The sequence below is a fragment of the Mucilaginibacter sp. genome (assembly GCF_041088075.1).
Classification (GTDB): Bacteria; Bacteroidota; Bacteroidia; order Sphingobacteriales; family Sphingobacteriaceae; genus Mucilaginibacter_A.
The window spans coordinates 1-12529 of the sequence record NZ_JBGCVY010000051.1 but is presented as its reverse complement, the minus strand read 5'-3'; the positions used below and the strand labels follow the sequence as shown (position 1 = coordinate 12529).

Annotated in this window: 14 protein-coding genes; 6 read left to right on the top strand and 8 right to left on the bottom strand. The window is 43.1% G+C overall.

Going from position 1 to position 12529, the window contains the following annotated elements:
• Positions 1-184 precede the first annotated feature (184 nt).
• A complete protein-coding gene (locus tag V5804_RS12765; protein ID WP_369591780.1) occupies positions 185-748 on the bottom strand; it encodes a hypothetical protein in 564 nt (187 codons plus the stop codon).
• Between the two features lie 477 nt (positions 749-1225).
• Positions 1226-2965, bottom strand: coding sequence for a phospho-sugar mutase (locus tag V5804_RS12760; RefSeq protein WP_369591779.1), 1740 nt, complete (start codon positions 2963-2965; stop codon positions 1226-1228).
• 327 nt (positions 2966-3292) lie between these two features.
• Here V5804_RS12760 and V5804_RS12755 point away from each other — a divergent pair, with 327 nt between their 5' ends.
• Positions 3293-5128: a glycoside hydrolase family 2 protein gene (locus V5804_RS12755; RefSeq protein WP_369591778.1), complete on the top strand. Its 1836-nt coding sequence runs from the start codon at positions 3293-3295 to the stop codon at positions 5126-5128.
• Positions 5129-5208: 80 nt separating this feature from the next.
• Here V5804_RS12755 and V5804_RS12750 read toward each other — a convergent pair whose 3' ends face one another.
• Complete coding sequence (locus tag V5804_RS12750) at positions 5209-5631, bottom strand: type II toxin-antitoxin system HigA family antitoxin (protein ID WP_369591777.1); 423 nt, start codon at positions 5629-5631, stop codon at positions 5209-5211.
• A gap of 51 nt (positions 5632-5682) precedes the next feature.
• On the opposite strand from V5804_RS12750, the gene V5804_RS12745 reads away from it, so the two are divergent.
• Complete coding sequence (locus tag V5804_RS12745) at positions 5683-5931, top strand: AbrB/MazE/SpoVT family DNA-binding domain-containing protein (RefSeq protein WP_369591776.1); 249 nt, start codon at positions 5683-5685, stop codon at positions 5929-5931.
• A gap of 31 nt (positions 5932-5962) precedes the next feature.
• On the opposite strand, the gene V5804_RS12740 is transcribed toward V5804_RS12745, so the two are convergent.
• Entirely contained in the window at positions 5963-7177 is a 1215-nt protein-coding gene (locus V5804_RS12740; protein ID WP_369591775.1) for an NAD(P)/FAD-dependent oxidoreductase, read from the bottom strand.
• Here V5804_RS12740 and V5804_RS12735 point away from each other — a divergent pair.
• Together V5804_RS12735 and V5804_RS12730 are read left to right on the top strand one after the other, a co-directional pair.
• Entirely contained in the window at positions 7176-7763 is a 588-nt protein-coding gene (locus V5804_RS12735) for an NADH-quinone oxidoreductase subunit A (protein ID WP_369591774.1), read from the top strand. The genes V5804_RS12740 and V5804_RS12735 overlap by 2 nt on opposite strands.
• A 1-nt stretch (position 7764) precedes the next feature.
• Positions 7765-8259, top strand: coding sequence for an NADH-quinone oxidoreductase subunit B (locus V5804_RS12730; protein WP_369591773.1), 495 nt, complete (start codon positions 7765-7767; stop codon positions 8257-8259).
• Positions 8260-8366: 107 nt separating this feature from the next.
• Here V5804_RS12730 and V5804_RS12725 read toward each other — a convergent pair whose 3' ends face one another.
• Positions 8367-8546, bottom strand: coding sequence for a hypothetical protein (locus V5804_RS12725; RefSeq protein ID WP_369591772.1), 180 nt, complete (start codon positions 8544-8546; stop codon positions 8367-8369).
• Positions 8547-8592: 46 nt separating this feature from the next.
• Positions 8593-8895, bottom strand: a complete 303-nt coding sequence (locus V5804_RS12720) for a hypothetical protein (RefSeq protein WP_369591771.1) — start codon at positions 8893-8895, stop codon at positions 8593-8595.
• 107 nt (positions 8896-9002) lie between these two features.
• On the opposite strand from V5804_RS12720, the gene trxA reads away from it, so the two are divergent.
• On the top strand, positions 9003-9308 hold the full coding sequence (trxA, locus tag V5804_RS12715; RefSeq protein WP_369591770.1) for a thioredoxin: 306 nt from the start codon (positions 9003-9005) through the stop codon (positions 9306-9308).
• A gap of 8 nt (positions 9309-9316) precedes the next feature.
• Here the strand turns inward: trxA and V5804_RS12710 are convergent, their stop codons facing one another.
• Both V5804_RS12710 and V5804_RS12705 read right to left on the bottom strand, forming a co-directional pair.
• Positions 9317-10174 (bottom strand): aminotransferase class IV, encoded by an 858-nt coding sequence (locus V5804_RS12710; protein ID WP_369591769.1) that lies wholly within the window; start codon positions 10172-10174, stop codon positions 9317-9319.
• Between the two features lie 19 nt (positions 10175-10193).
• The gene (locus V5804_RS12705; protein WP_369591768.1) at positions 10194-11234 is read right to left on the bottom strand and encodes an RluA family pseudouridine synthase; all 1041 of its coding nucleotides are present in this window, start codon (positions 11232-11234) and stop codon (positions 10194-10196) included.
• 133 nt (positions 11235-11367) lie between these two features.
• Between V5804_RS12705 and V5804_RS12700 the strand changes: the two genes are divergently transcribed.
• On the top strand, positions 11368-12252 hold the full coding sequence (locus V5804_RS12700; RefSeq protein ID WP_369591767.1) for a 1-aminocyclopropane-1-carboxylate deaminase/D-cysteine desulfhydrase: 885 nt from the start codon (positions 11368-11370) through the stop codon (positions 12250-12252).
• Positions 12253-12529: the final 277 nt, after the last annotated feature.

Here is a 12529-nt window from a genome sequence, read left to right as displayed (position 1 = left end):
CGCTTGGATGGACGGCTTTAAGGGATTGGTTATCAGATATGAAGTCCTATCCAGGAACTGGATGGCGATGCACTGGATGGCATTCTGCGTATTTTTCCTCAGAAGAATTAACAAAAAAATAAAAGTTTAAACAACTTCGATATAAGTTTGCAATTATAGAAAAACAGAATGCTTCTTTTACCGGTTATAATTTAAACCCGTAAGCCAGGCGCAAACCGATGATACCATAATTGCTGTGGTTGCCCGAAAAGTTTTCGTAACGCAAGCCCAAATCCAAACCTTTGTTGCCGGCGTAACCAATGCCCGGCGATAAAATCAGTTTGGTTTCTTTAGCGTGGTTCAGTTCAAAACCGGCACCGGCTTCTCCGCTTAAATAAAAATTTTGGGCGAAGAAAGATTTCACCCCGGCTTTTACCGGAACCATGTTCAAGTCATTGCTGTACAAACCTTTGTCGGTAGCTTGGAACTCGCCGTTTTTGGCAAAAAAATGATAAAAACCGGGCGTCAGCATCAGCGACAGGTTGTTGGCCAAATCGTATTGCAAACGTGCCGTTCCGCCCAATTCAAAATTTGAAAAGTTTTTGGTTGCATAACCGCCTTCCAAACCCAAACCTAAACGCAATACGTTTTTAGAATTTGTGGCCGATTTTTTCTTTGTAAAAGTTTGCGCATTGGCCTGTGTTCCGCCAAGCATAATGGCCATAGCCGCAATCGCAGCAATCCATTTTGTTGTTGTTTTTAATATCATTGTATAAATTTTTGTGTCCGGGATTTTTTAAAAAAACCCTGCGCAATTTTAAACAAATAACTTGCCTGTTTAAAAATTAACATAAAAAAATTGATGCTTCTTTTAGCCTATAAAAACTGGTGTTTGCATCAATTTAAATAAACCCAAATTAAATACCGGCTAATTTTTAGGTGGTAAAAGGAGTATTGCCCTTAGTCATTCTGAACTTGTTTCATGATCCCTCTTACTTGATCGAAACCTTGCTTATGGGATGCCGAAAAAATTTCGGCATGACAAAAACACACCAAATTTTAGGTGGTAAAAGAAGCATCGCCCTTAGTCATCCTGAACTTGTTTCACAATCTCTCTTGCCTGATCGAAACCTTGCTTGTGGGATGCCGAAAAAATTTCGGCATGAACAAAAAGACCGGCAAAGCGCAAACTTTCCGGTCTTTTGGTTTGGGTTTTTCACTGATTTTTACCCGATAAAAGAAGCATCTACACTTGCAGGTCTTTCATCATTTTATCAATCTTGTCTTCCAGTTGCTTGTCGGTTTCGTGGTAGGCTTCTTTGCTTGCCAAAGGCGCGTTTACACTGCAATAAAACTTGATTTTGGGCTCGGTGCCGGATGGGCGCGCCGAAACAATGCTGCCGTCTTCGGTTACAAACTGCAACACATCTGATTTTGGGAAATCCAGTTTGGTGGTATTGCCCGAATTCAAATCAGTTTCCACGCCTTTTTCATAATCCTTCAAAACCACCACTTTTGATCCGCCCAGTTCTGTCGGCGGCGTGGTGCGGAATTTTTCGATCATGGCCACAATTTCTTCGGCACCGCTTTTTCCTTTTTTGGTGATGGAAACCAATTTTTCTTTATACAAACCATATTGCAGGTACATTTCAACCAAGGCTTCGTACAAACTGCTGCCTTTATCTTTGTAAAAAGCCGTCATTTCCGAAATAAAAGCCGAAGAAACCACGGCATCTTTATCCCGAGAAAAACTGCCGACCAAATAACCATAACTTTCTTCGCCACCTGCAATAAAGGTTTCTTTGCCTAAAAGTTTTGTCATCAACTGGCCGATGTATTTAAAACCAGTTAAAGTATTGTAGCAATTGATGTTTTTGGAAGCCGCGATTTTATCAATCAAATAAGTGGTTACAATCGTTTTTACCACGTATTCTTTGCCGGTCAGCTTGCCGCTTTCCTGCCAGGCCGTCATCAAATAATTCAATAACAGGCTGCCGGTTTGGTTCCCGTTGAACAGGATCCATTCGTTCTGGTCGTTTTTTACAGCGATTCCAACGCGGTCGCCGTCAGGGTCGGTTGCCAAAACCAGGTCGGCATCGGTTTCTTTTGCTTTTTTCAGCGATAAAGTCAACGCTTCTTTTTCTTCCGGATTTGGATAAACAACGGTCGGAAAATTGCCATCGGGCGTAGCTTGTTCATCTACCAAAATCACGTTTTCGAAACCAAATTCGGCCAGCGCTTTTGGCACCAACGTAATTCCGGTGCCGTGGATTGGCGAATAAACAATTTTCAAATCTTTTTGGCGTTGGATGGCTTCTTTGGAAACTGACAAGGTCAAAATATCTTTCAAATATTGCTGGTCTATCTCTTCGCCAATCAATTCTACGTTTGCTTCAACGCGGTCAAATTTTACTTCATCAATTGTTTTGATGGCCGAAACTTCATTCATCACGTCCGTATCCGCCGGAGAAACAAACTGGCCGCCGTCTTCGCCATAAGCTTTATAACCGTTGTATTCTTTCGGGTTGTGCGAGGCCGTGAGCATCACGCCGCTTTTGCAGCCCAATTGGCGGATGGCAAAAGACAGTTCCGGCGTTGGCCGCAATGCTTCAAAAAAGTAAACATGGATGCCATTGGCCGAAAAAACATCGGCAGTAGTTTTGGCAAAAAAGTCGGCATTGTTGCGGCTGTCGTGCGCGATGGCCACTTTAATTTGCTCGTTTGGATAAGTTTTTTTCAGATAATTGCTTAAGCCCTGCGTTGCCGTGCCGATGGTATATTTGTTTACGCGGTTTGAGCCTGCGCCCATGATGCCGCGCAAACCGCCGGTGCCAAATTCGAGGTCGCGGTAAAAAGCATCCGTCAAATCGGTGTACTTTTGTCCGTCCAGCAATTGTTGGATTTCTTTTTTCGTGCCTTCGTCATAGCTTCCCTGAAGCCATTGGTTGATTTTATCCTGAACTGCAGGTTCTAATTCTTGCGCCATGTTGGATTTTGTTTAGTTTGATGGGTTAAAGTTATAAATCTTGTTTTAAAAAAACAGCAACCGAAAGCGTTATGCTTTAATTGAAAATTTATTAAACAATAAGCATTTTTATGTGGTAAAAGAAGTATGGACAAAACTTGCTTCAAACAAAAACTTTTAAATTGATTTAATACTGAAACTTCTATCCTTTAGTTAACGTATTTTCTTCAACCTTTCCTACAAAAACAACAAACCTTTGCCGTTTTAAACTTTACCGCAATAAACCAATCTATTGTTGGTAACCCAGACTAAAATTTACCCGATAAAAACAGCATCTAATATATTGATATGAGCTTTGAACTAAACCGCCCCAATTATGGCTTTTCCAAAAGCAAAGAAGACCACGCCGGGGGAGATTACAACAATCCGCTGCCCAGGGCTGTAATTCGTCCCAACTCTTTTACTTTATTGGATGGGGAATGGAAATTTGCCCTCGATTCTGATGACCGGGGCCTGGAAGAGCACTGGTACTTAAACCATCAATACGAAGATACGGCACACTGGCCGGGAAGCGTAGAACAACAAATAGCCAAAGGAAAATCCGCAGAAAAATCCTGGGAAGATAAAGTTGTTGTTTGGTACGAGCGCGAATTTCCGATGCCGGTTCCGAGCAACGGGCCTGGTTTGCCCCCGTCTATTATCCAGCTTACTTTTGGTGCGTGCGGTTACGAAACGCAGGTTTGGCTGAACGGGCTGCCCTTGCAAACAATTGAAGGCGAACTGGTACATATGGGCGAATACACTTCTTTTTCCTACGAACTGGACGAGAAAGAAATGAAACCGGTTAACCGGTTAACTGTTCGTATTGCAGACACAAAAGATGCTGACACTACCCGTGGAAAGCAGGAATCGTCGGTATATAAACGCGGCGGAATTTGGTACCAAACCTATACCGGGGCCGTAAGAAGCGTTTGGCTGGAATCGGTAGAACGCAACCGTTTGCGTTCGCGGGTTGGTGTGGTAAGTTTGGTCGAAGAAAAAATGGTCCGCCTTAATTTAACCACGCGCATCCACGACCCTGGTGCTTATACCATTAAATTACAGGTTTTTAACAAACATCCTGACCAGGACGAGCCGATTGCAACCGATGAATACCCGCTATTGTTGGAAGCAGGGCAAAAAGAACAGCGTGTGGTAATAGAAATCCCGGGTGCAGAGCTTTGGTCGCCCGAATCTCCTGTACGTTACCGTTTAGTTGCACAACTGGTTGACCCACATGGGTATATTGCTGAGATTGAAACAAGTTTCGGGCTTCGCAAAGTTGAGGCACGTGGCTGCTGTATTTACCTCAATGACAACCCTGTTTACCTTGATGGTATTTTATACCAGCCTGGTGGCGCAACTTATGAAGAAATTAAACAGCACATGCATTCCATGAAAGCTTTGGGCTGTAATTTGGTCCGGATACACATTGCCGGTGTTGACCCGCGCATCTATAACCTGGCCGATAAGTTAGGGCTTCTTTTATGGGTAGAAGTTCCAAGCCCGCACACTTCTAATGCTAAAAGCAGGGCCAACCACCGGGCAGAATTATTGCGGATGCTGGCTTTGATTGGTACGCACCCTTCTGTCATTATCTGGAGTTTATATAATGAAGACTGGGGCGCGCAGGATATTGCCTCCAACCCGGAAACCCGCCAGTATATCATGGACATGTACCATTTTATGAAACTCGCAGAACCGCAATTTCTGGTGGTGGACAACGATGGCTGGCAACATATTTCTTATTTAGGGAGATTGAAATCTGATTTGCTGACTGCACATTTATATACACCTGATTTGAAACGCTGGAAGGAACTGCTGGACGAATTGGCCAGCGGACAATTAAATGGCGTGGCTGCAAACCCGCTGGTGGTTGGCGACCCGTTCTTTTTCCGCCGCCAGGTTCCATTAATTGTTAGCGAGTGGGGCGGCTTTGGTTTTTCGGATTATGGCGGCCCGAAAAGCGACAACGAACGCACGCAGCAAATCCGTTTGTATAAAGAAGAACTGCGCAAACGCCCGATTGCCGGCGATGTTTATACCCAGGCTACTGATATTGAAGATGAAGTGAACGGGTTGATCACCATTGACGGGAAGTTAAAAGTCCCGGAAGGTTTGTTAAATTCGAGAGGCGGGAAATAGGCAAAATTTATGCCGGTAAAAGAAGTATGTTACCATTAAACAAGGATTGCAATTTTAACAAGGTTGCAATCCTTGTTTTTTTAATTTCCTACCGAAAGCTCCTTTAAACTTTTGGTTTTATTGGATACAATCAGCGGATAAGTACGGTTAAAAGCTTCTTGTTTTACTTTAAACCTTTCTGCCAGTTTTCTGATAATTTCTTTTGAAAAACCTTTTTTGTAATTCAAAATTTCAGACACCACGCTTTTGCCAACTCCCAACAAATCAGCCAAATCTTTTGGTTTCATGTTATTTTCTTCCATCAAATATTTAAGCAAAGTAACGGGATCATTTTGCTGCGAAATTTGATGTTCTTCATCCCACTTTTCAATCAAAAAAGTTAAAAGTTCAATTTCGTCTTCTTGTTCCTCGTTGGTTTTTTTATCCACCAATGCTTCCAAAATATTACAATATTGCCAATATTGTTCTTCGGTTTTGATGACTTTATATTTTAATGTTTCCATCGGAATGATCCATATTGTTATTGCAATTCTAATATATTTGTTTTGAAGTTTATGAAAACCAACATCATCAATATTGGCAACAGCCAGGGAATCATACTTCCTTCGGCTCTTTTACGCCAGTTAAACTTAACATCAAACTCTTTGGTTGAGGTTGAAATTGAGAATGGAAATATCATTATCAAACCCAATCCGCGACAAGGCTGGGCGGAAGCGGCAAAGCAAATGCACGCCGAAAAAAACGATGAGCTTTTGTCGCAAGAGTTACCAAATAAGTTTGACCTGAAAGAATGGACTTGGTAAAGGAAATAGTTTAAACTAAATTTTAAAACTTTTACAAATTCTGCGCAATCACAAAACCACTTGCCCAAGCCCACTGGAAATTATAGCCGCCCAGCCAGCCCGTAACATCCACACATTCGCCGCCAAAAAATAAGCCGGGCACTTTTTTGGCTTCCAAAGTTTTAGACGACAATTCTTCCGTTGCAACACCGCCGCGCATCACTTCTGCTTTATCGTAACCTTTATCTCCGGCGGGTTTTGTTTTAAAATGGTGGATTACTTTTTCAACTTCCTCCAAATCAGCTTTGCTTAACGAGGCCAGGTTTTTTTCGACCGGTAAAAGAAGCATCAGCGCTTCGGCAAATTTGCGGGTGTATAAGTTTGAAAGCAACGTAAGCAATTGCTTTTTGCCGTTCAGCTTGCGTTCGGTTTCAATTAAATTAAGGATGTTTTCGTTTGGAAGCAGATCAATCTCAATGCCCATTCCCGGTTTCCAATACGACGAAATTTGCAAAATTGCCGGCCCGCTTAAACCCCAATGCGTAAACAAAATATTCTCTTCAAAACTCATTTCGCCGCAAGTTACTTGGCAAAAAATCGAACTGCCCGAAAGCTGTTCGTACCATTGCTGCTCTTTGCCGGTAATGGTCAGCGGGACCAAAGCCGGTGCCGTTTGCGTAATTTTCAACCCAAACTGACGTGCAATTTTCAACCCAAAATCTGTGGCACCCATTTTTGAAATCGGCAACCCGCCGGTTGCAATCACCACTTTTGTTGTTTCGATGGTTTCTTCCCGCCCGTTTCGCACAAAACAAATTTTAAAGCCGATGCTGTTTTTATCTATACTTTTTACTTCTGCGCTGCACAAAATTTCCTGGCCGGTATCGCGGCATAAATCCGTAAAAATTTTGACAATATCCCTGGCTTTATTGCTTTCGGGAAAAAGCTGGCCCAACGTTTTTTCTTTTCCGCGGATGCCGTAAGCTTCAAAAAAAATGATCGTATCTTCTACCGTAAACTGCGAAAAAGCCGATTTACAAAAATGCGGGTTGGCCGAAATAAACTGCTGCGCCGAAGTGTTGAGGTTGGTATAATTGCACCTCCCGCCACCGCTGATCAGGATTTTTGCGCCCGGTTCTTTGTTTTTTTCGAGCACTAAAACCCGTTTGCCCAACAATCCGGCCTGCACGGCACAAAACAAACCGCAGGCACCGCCGCCAATAATTACGGCATCAAAATCGTTGTGTTTTGTTAAATTTGTATCCATGCAAGAAGTTTCGCAAATATCCGAATTTGGCAAGATACTCGTGTTTTTAATTACCGGTTTTGTCCTGACCGGCGGCCTTTTGTTGTTAAATAAACTGATTGCGCCCGATAAACCGAATGCTGAAAAGCTTTCATCTTACGAATGCGGAGAAGAACCAACCGGCTCGTCCTGGGTGCAATTGAACTCGCGCTTCTACGTCATCGCCTTAATTTTTTTGCTATTTGATGTGGAAATGGTGTTCGTTTTCCCTTGGGCAACGGTTTTTGGAAGCCATGAATTAATTGCGCAGGACGAACGATGGGGCTGGCTCAGCCTCGCAGAAATGTTCGTTTTTATGGGGATTTTGATACTTGGCTTAATTTATGTTTGGGTAAAAGGGGATTTGGAATGGATTAAAACTAAAGTGGTGCAACCGCGGGTCCAAGTAAACATTCCGGCATCAGTATATAATAAAATCAACGAGATAAGTTATGCGACTATACCATTTTCTACAGAAGAAAAAACAGAAAATATAGTGGTAAAAGAAGCATCGGCAACAACCGTGGTGCGCAAACCAATGTTTAAACCAACCTTAAAAAAACCTTAAAATGAGTGCGGGAAACAAACAGGAAAGCGGTGGCGTAATCGTTACCAAACTGGATGATTTATTAAATTGGTCGAGGCTGTCTTCCCTCTGGCCCATGAGTTTTGGCATTGCCTGTTGTGCCATCGAAATGATGGGTTCTTATGCTTCCACTTATGATTTGGACCGTTACGGCGTTTTTCCGCGGCCTTCACCGCGGCAATCGGATGTGATCATCATTGCCGGAACGGTAACTTTTAAAATGGCCGAACGGATCAAACGTTTGTACGAACAAATGCCCGAACCGCGATACGTTATTTCGATGGGTTCTTGCTCCAACTGCGGCGGCCCGTATTGGGAACACGGCTACCACGTAGTAAAAGGCGTTGACAGGATTATTCCGGTTGATATTTACGTGCAAGGTTGTCCGCCTCGGCCGGAAGCGTTGATTGGCGGTATTTTGGAACTGCAGAAAAAGATTGAAAAGGAAGCGTTGATGAAGGAGAAAATTGCTGGTTAGTGTTGTCATTTCGACCAAAGGAGAAATCTTCTTTTAACAAGAAAAGCCAAGCAACTTTGAAGAAGATTTCTCCCTTTGATCGAAATGACAGCAAAAAAACCTTGATTTTATTTATGCTGCAAGGTATCCTGCATCCCGTTGGTGCTGTCTTTCATGCGGACAACACCCGTATTGCCAACCGTATCTGATTTTCCCCGGCGGGAAGCATCACCGTTTGACCCATTGTTGCAGGCTTCAAAAACAGCACTTGTGGCCAGGATCAAAGCAAAGAAAAGTATTTTTTTCATTTTTAATATTTTAATATTTAAGCGGGATAAACTGACAGGGTTGCTATTAACGCTGAGACTTTTGCGTGTTTTTCAGGTAAACAGAATCGGCACCCACCATGCCTTGTGCCGTTGTGCTTCCGTTGGCGCTTTTTGGGGCCGCGCCTTCCGGTTGTGTTTTTACGCCGCCCACAGTTTCTCTTATACGGCTGGTTTGGTGCGAAGTATCATTGCCCGGTGTAGTGCCTGCCTCAGGCGATTGGCCGTTTTTTGTATCAATGCCTGATTTATCATGACTGCCGTTGCAAGATGCAAACACACCGGCCGTCAGCAAACCTATAAACGTTAAAGTTATTTTTTTAAGTGCCATTTTTTTTGGTTTTATATGCAGAACACTACTTTGCCGAATTAGTTTAAACGTATTTTCAAAATCTGCTGCTTTCAAACAATCTGCAATTGCTGCTTGTTCTTGTTTTTATGGAAAATAAAGCAACATTCGCAGATTTGATCAAAGGCGATAAACCGGTTTTGGTAGATTTTTTTGCTACCTGGTGCGGGCCGTGTAAAAGCCAGGCACCGATTTTAGACAGCCTGAAAAGCACAATGCAAGACCAGGTTACGATCTTGAAAATTGACGTGGACAAAAATCCGAAAGCAGCCGCGGCGTACCAGGTGCAAGGCGTGCCAACATTGATATTGTTTAAGAAAGGGCAGATTAAATGGCGGCAATCCGGCGTGGTTAGTAGTGCACAATTGCAGCAGGTAATTAAAAATGCACAGTAAAAGAAGCATCAGCTTGCTTCGCCCACGTTAATCTGTTCGTTTAGCTTCTGGCTTAAAAACTTACTGGTTTCGTAAAAATAACGTTTGCGGTTAAAGCCTAAAACCCATTGGATGCCGCGGGTGGCATTGGTCAGAAAAACCTCTTCCGCTTCATTCAGTATTTGTGGTTTGATCTGTGCTTCCGTAACCGCAATGCTGTTTTTAAGGGCTAAATCTATCACTACCTGCCGCATCACGCCTTTGATGCAACCTTCGCTCAAAGCTGGTGTGTACAACGTTCCGTTATATTTGATGAAGATATTTGCGCTGATGGATTCGCATAAAAACCCGTTTTGATTAAGGATGAAAGCTTCGTCCAAGCGGTTATGTTTCCGGTAAACGCCTGCAAGCACATATTGCAAGGAGTTGCAGGTTTTATGATTGGACAGCATGTTTATCGGCTTCGTCAAATCCTCGTACACATCCATAAGCAGGCCGCGTGCATTCAGCAAATACTGCTGGTCCTGCAAGGTTTCCCATTCTATGGCATAAGCAGCTTTGTTTGCCGCAGGTGTGTACAAGCCTTCGGCATCACGAAAAACCGTTAAACGCAACCGGCCATTTTTAGCTTTATTTCGGGTTGAAAGTTCGCGCGCTTTGTCTTTCAAAAAATCGGCATCCATTTCCGAATAACCGTCCAGCTTTAAAACTTTCATGCCGGTTTGCAAACGTTTGGCGTGCAAACCGGCAAACTGCAAATTGCCTTTCATCATCCGCATGGTTTCAAACAAACCGTCGCCGTAATGGAAAGCACGGTTGTTGAATTGCAAAACACGTTGGTTTGCCGGAACAATCTCTCCGTTATAGTTATCAAATATCAGCGACATGAAGAATCAAAACATGCGATCAATCGTTTTCGTTATTTCCCGAAGCCACATATTTCTGCCATTTTTCTAAAGCCTGGCGGAAATCATTTGGCAAAGGCGCTTCAAAATAAACCTGTTTTTTACTGCCTGGATGGATAAAACCCAGCGTTTGTGCATGTAAAGCTTGCCTCGGTAACAACTCAAAGCAATTTTCTACAAATTGTTTGTACTTCGTGAAAACTGTCCCTTTCAAAATCTTGTCGCCGCCGTAAACTGCATCGTTAAACAAAGGATGGCCGATGTGTTTTAAATGCGCCCGGATTTGGTGCGTGCGGCCGGTTTCCAACTGGCATTCAATCAGCGTAACATAATTTAAGCGCTGCAAAACTTTATAATGCGTTACGGCCCATTTGCCTTTTTCTTCGTCATCGTAAATAGACATTACGCGGCGGTCTTTCAAACTGCGTCCGATGTAACCGGTAATCGTTCCATCCGTTTCCAAATCGCCCCAAACCAAAGCCAAATATTTTCGGGTAATGGTATGGTCAAAAAATTGCCTTGCCAGCCAGGCCATTGCCCTTTCGTTTTTGCTGATCACCAGCAAACCCGAAGTATCTTTATCAATCCGATGCACCAAACCAGGCCGCCCGCTGTTGCCCGGCAGTTCCGGCAGCTGGTTAAAATGATACACCAAACCATTGACCAGCGTGCCGTTAAAATTATTAAAGCCGGGATGAACGACCAGTCCCGCAGGTTTATTGATGATGAGCAGATCATCGTCTTCGTAAACAATATCGAGCGGAATGTTTTCGGGATAAACCTCCGTATCGCGTGGCGGATGCGGCAGCACAACCGAAATTACATCGCCCGGTTTAACTTTGTAACTGGCTTTGATGGGTTTGTCGTTCACCAAAACATTGCCCAAATCAATCCCGTTTTGGATGCGGTTCCGGGTAACGTTTTCCATCCGGTTCATCAGAAATTTATCAATCCGCAGCAACGACTGGCCTTTATCTACCACAATCCGCAAATGCTCGTAAAGGTCTTGGTCTTGTTCGTAAACTTCTGTTTCCTCGTTCATTGGGCACAAAAGTAGCAGTTTTTTGGGGAACCATTTTTTTGGCGGAAACATGGAATGCTTCTTTTATGCACCATTTTTTATGCTGAAAAATGCCGGCGTTGGTTTTGGTTTGTAAAATGATTTCCTTTACGGGATGGATTTTCCGATCAACAGCCCGGTCCAAAAAATTGACGATGCTGTTTTTACCGATCAAAATTTGGCGTTGTATTTAAAACGCGATGACCTCATCCATCCGCTCATTTCCGGCAATAAATGGCGCAAGTTGAAGTATGTTTTGCAGGATGCCCGGCTTCAACATAAAACCCGTTTGGTTACTTTTGGCGGCGCTTTTTCTAACCATTTGCTGGCCACGGCTGCTGTCGGTGCTGTTTTCGGTTTTAAAACTACCGGTTTTGTACGCGGCGAAAAAGTGCAGAACGACACCTTGTTTATGTGTTCGTTGTTGGGGATGGATTTGATTTTTACCGACCGGGAAAGCTATCAGCATAAACAGGAATTATTTTTAAACCACTTTTCTAATGACCCTTTCGCCTATTTTGTGGATGAAGGCGGCGCTTCTGCCCTGTCTGCTTTAGGCTGCACCGAGTTGGTGGATGAACTGGAAGAAACTTATGACCACCTTTTTTGTGCCTGCGGAACCGGGACTACCGCTGCCGGAATCATCAACGGTCTTTCCGAAAAAAAGCTGCCCACAACTTTTCATGCCGTTCCGGTTTTTAAAAATGCGGATTGGATGCGGCAGGAGATCGAAAAATACCTGCTAAAAGAAGCATCGTTTAATGTTCATACAGCTTATGGTTTTGGCGGCTATGCAAAAACAACGCCCGAACTGATTGCTTTTATCAAAAACTTTATCGCCCAAACCGGCATCCTGATTGATCCGGTTTATACCGGCAAAATGCTTTTTGCCATCTTTGACCTCGCTAAAAAAGGGTATTTTAAACCTGGCTCAAAAATTTTGGCCGTCCATACCGGCGGCACTTTTGGTTTGTTGGGGATGAAAAACAAGTTTGGATAGATTTGTTTTTTATTCATTGCTGCTTTTTACAAGCCTTCCTTATTAAACTTTTAATAATATTTTCTCAAAAAACAATACTTATATGCAAACCACAATTTAAGCAAACAGGCTTTTTGCAAAAACCAAAATTTCATGCCGAAGTTGTTTAAACTTTTTTTCTTGACCCCCTCTTTTTTTGGCTGATGCTTCTTTTACCCCATAAAAATTGGTGTCTGCATCAGCCTAAACAAATCAAAACAAATGCCCACCAATTTTTAGGCGATAAAAGAAGCATCGT

What these genes read in the sequence shown, in the direction of transcription:
- V5804_RS12765 (WP_369591780.1), bottom strand. Translation starts at nt 748, where the DNA reads ATGATATTAAAAACAACAACAAAATGGATTGCTGCGATTGCGGCTATG.
- V5804_RS12760 (WP_369591779.1), bottom strand. Translation starts at nt 2,965, where the DNA reads ATGGCGCAAGAATTAGAACCTGCAGTTCAGGATAAAATCAACCAATGG.
- V5804_RS12755 (WP_369591778.1), top strand. Translation starts at nt 3,293, where the DNA reads ATGAGCTTTGAACTAAACCGCCCCAATTATGGCTTTTCCAAAAGCAAA.
- V5804_RS12750 (WP_369591777.1), bottom strand. Translation starts at nt 5,631, where the DNA reads ATGGAAACATTAAAATATAAAGTCATCAAAACCGAAGAACAATATTGG.
- V5804_RS12745 (WP_369591776.1), top strand. Translation starts at nt 5,683, where the DNA reads ATGAAAACCAACATCATCAATATTGGCAACAGCCAGGGAATCATACTT.
- V5804_RS12735 (WP_369591774.1), top strand. Translation starts at nt 7,176, where the DNA reads ATGCAAGAAGTTTCGCAAATATCCGAATTTGGCAAGATACTCGTGTTT.
- V5804_RS12740 (WP_369591775.1), bottom strand. Translation starts at nt 7,177, where the DNA reads ATGGATACAAATTTAACAAAACACAACGATTTTGATGCCGTAATTATT.
- V5804_RS12730 (WP_369591773.1), top strand. Translation starts at nt 7,765, where the DNA reads ATGAGTGCGGGAAACAAACAGGAAAGCGGTGGCGTAATCGTTACCAAA.
- V5804_RS12725 (WP_369591772.1), bottom strand. Translation starts at nt 8,546, where the DNA reads ATGAAAAAAATACTTTTCTTTGCTTTGATCCTGGCCACAAGTGCTGTT.
- V5804_RS12720 (WP_369591771.1), bottom strand. Translation starts at nt 8,895, where the DNA reads ATGGCACTTAAAAAAATAACTTTAACGTTTATAGGTTTGCTGACGGCC.
- trxA (WP_369591770.1), top strand. Translation starts at nt 9,003, where the DNA reads ATGGAAAATAAAGCAACATTCGCAGATTTGATCAAAGGCGATAAACCG.
- V5804_RS12710 (WP_369591769.1), bottom strand. Translation starts at nt 10,174, where the DNA reads ATGTCGCTGATATTTGATAACTATAACGGAGAGATTGTTCCGGCAAAC.
- V5804_RS12705 (WP_369591768.1), bottom strand. Translation starts at nt 11,234, where the DNA reads ATGAACGAGGAAACAGAAGTTTACGAACAAGACCAAGACCTTTACGAG.
- V5804_RS12700 (WP_369591767.1), top strand. Translation starts at nt 11,368, where the DNA reads ATGGATTTTCCGATCAACAGCCCGGTCCAAAAAATTGACGATGCTGTT.